The 2,443-nt window shown below is 70.8% G+C and carries 2 protein-coding genes; one reads left to right on the forward strand and one right to left on the reverse strand.

The genetic code is table 11. The features are described 5' to 3' along the window. Positions 1-556 precede the first annotated feature (556 nt). The gene (gene trxA, locus ACKVMH_RS13225; protein ID WP_215219357.1) at positions 557-883 is read right to left on the reverse strand and encodes a thioredoxin TrxA; all 327 of its coding nucleotides are present in this window, start codon (positions 881-883) and stop codon (positions 557-559) included. 242 nt (positions 884-1,125) lie between these two features. Between trxA and rhlB the strand changes: the two genes are divergently transcribed. Next, positions 1,126-2,443 (forward strand): ATP-dependent RNA helicase RhlB (gene rhlB, locus ACKVMH_RS13230; protein WP_412700630.1); only part of this gene is annotated, 1,318 nt, incomplete at its 3' end.

The following is a 2,443-nucleotide window of genomic DNA, read 5'->3' on the forward strand; positions in this document are numbered from 1 at the left end:
GGGGGCAGCTGCGGGAGCCGCCTTGGCCGGCGCCGGGCTGGCGTTGTCGGCGGCGGCCGACTCGGTCTTGCTGGCCGCCGAAGCGTCGGCCTTGCTGGCGCGCGGCTTGCGCACGCGCTTTTCGGCGGTGTCGCCGGCGTCGGGGGTGTTATCGGACAAGCGGGGATTCCTCGCTAAGCGGCGAGCGCCCGCGGCGGGCGGGCGGAGCGTCTGGGACGAAAGGTGTCGAGATGGGTGCGGCGGGGAGCGGGTCTGGCGAAACCAGCCGTGGCAGGTGCCGTGGGCGGGCCGTTGCAACCGTTCAGGCGCCGGGTGTTGCGAAACTAGCACCGCCGCCGGGGCGCCCGCAAGCGGGGGCGGGCGTCCGGTTCATGTCGGAGGCGCCGGCCGGGCCGGCGCCGGCGGTCAAAGCGCCNCCGTGGCAGGTGCCGTGGGCGGGCCGTTGCAACCGTTCAGGCGCCGGGTGTTGCGAAACTAGCACCGCCGCCGGGGCGCCCGCAAGCGGGGGCGGGCGTCCGGTTCATGTCGGAGGCGCCGGCCGGGCCGGCGCCGGCGGTCAAAGCGCCTTGTCGATCATCTGGGCCAGCTGGCCCTTGCCGACCGCGCCGATCTGCGTCTGCTGCACCTGGCCGTCCTTGAACAGCAGCAGCATCGGGATCGAGCGAACGTGGTACTTCATCGCGGTGGCGCGGTTGTGGTCGACGTTGACCTTGGCGATCTTGACCTTGCCGTCGTACTCCTCGGCCAGCTGGTCCAGCGCCGGGGCGATCATCTTGCACGGGCCGCACCACTCCGCCCAGAAGTCGACCAGCACCGGTTCGGACGACTGCAGCACGGCGGTATCGAAATCGGCATCGCCGACCTGCATGATTTTGTCGCTCACAAGCTTCTCCTGCGGGGGGGCGGGTGCCGGCGGCAGCATGGCCGCCCGGCGAACGCCCGGGGTTACGCGTTAGACTGGGGTGTTTCGCGGCGGCTTCAAGGCCCCGCACGCTGCGGTCAGGGACGAAACTGGCCGACCCCGGCAGTCTGCTTGGCGGACGCCACCCACGCAAGGCGCTCCACCGCCACGGCCGGCAGGCCGGGCCGGACGCACGCAAGCCCTACCAGAGCACCCCGATCCGCATGAGCGACAAGCCCCTTACCGATATCTCCTTCTCATCGTTCGACCTGCACCCGAGCCTGCTGGCCGGGCTGGAGGCCGCGGGTTTCACCCGCTGCACCCCGATTCAGGCGCTGACCCTGCCGGTCGCGCTGCCCGGCGGCGACGTCGCCGGCCAGGCCCAGACCGGCACCGGCAAGACCCTGGCGTTCCTGGTCGCGGTGATGAACCGCCTGCTGACGCGCCCGGCACTGGCCGACCGCAAGCCCGAGGACCCGCGCGCGTTGATCCTCGCGCCGACCCGCGAGCTCGCGATCCAGATCCACAAGGACGCGGTGAAGTTCGGCAGCGACCTCGGCCTCAAGTTCGCGCTGGTCTACGGCGGCGTCGACTACGACAAGCAGCGTGAGCTGCTGCAGGCCGGCGCGGACGTGATCATCGCCACCCCCGGCCGCCTGATCGACTACGTGAAGCAGCACAAGGTGGTCAGCCTGCACGCCTGCGAGATCTGCGTGCTCGACGAAGCCGACCGCATGTTCGACCTGGGCTTCATCAAGGACATCCGCTTCCTGCTGCGGCGCATGCCGATCCGGACCGAGCGGCAGACGCTGCTGTTCTCGGCGACGCTGAGCCACCGCGTGCTCGAACTCGCCTACGAGCACATGAACGAGCCCGAGAAGCTGGTGGTCGAGACCGAGACCATCACCGCGGCCAAGGTCCGCCAGGTGGTGTACTTCCCGGCCGACGAGGAAAAGATCCCGCTGTTGCTGGGCCTGCTCTCGCGCAGTGAGGGCGCCCGCACGATGGTGTTCGTCAACACCAAGGTGTGGGTCGAGCGGGTCGCGCGTGCGCTGGAGCGCGGCGGCTACCGGGTCGGCGTGCTCAGCGGCGACGTGCCGCAGAAGAAGCGCGAGTCACTGCTCAACAAGTTCCAGAAGGGCCAGCTGGAGCTGCTGGTGGCGACCGACGTCGCCGCGCGCGGCCTGCACATCGACGGCGTGTCGCACGTCTACAACTACGACCTGCCCTTCGACGCCGAGGACTACGTCCACCGCATCGGCCGCACCGCCCGCCTGGGCGCCGAGGGCGACGCGATCAGCTTCGCCTGCGAGCGCTACGCGATGGGCCTGCCGGACATCGAGGCGTACATCGAACAGAAGCTCCCGACCGCGCCGGTGGAGTCCGACCTGCTGGTCGCCCTGCCACGCCCCGAGCGCAAGCCGGTCGAGGGTGACGACGGCGAACAGGAAAGCGTCAGCGCGATCTTCAAGGAGGCGCGCGAGCAGCGCGCGGCCGACGAGGAGCGCCGTGGCGGCGGTCGCGGGCGCTCCGGCCCGGGCG

This window comes from Lysobacter zhanggongensis (assembly GCF_046638635.1).
GTDB classification, from domain to species: Bacteria; Pseudomonadota; Gammaproteobacteria; order Xanthomonadales; family Xanthomonadaceae; genus Novilysobacter; species Novilysobacter luteus.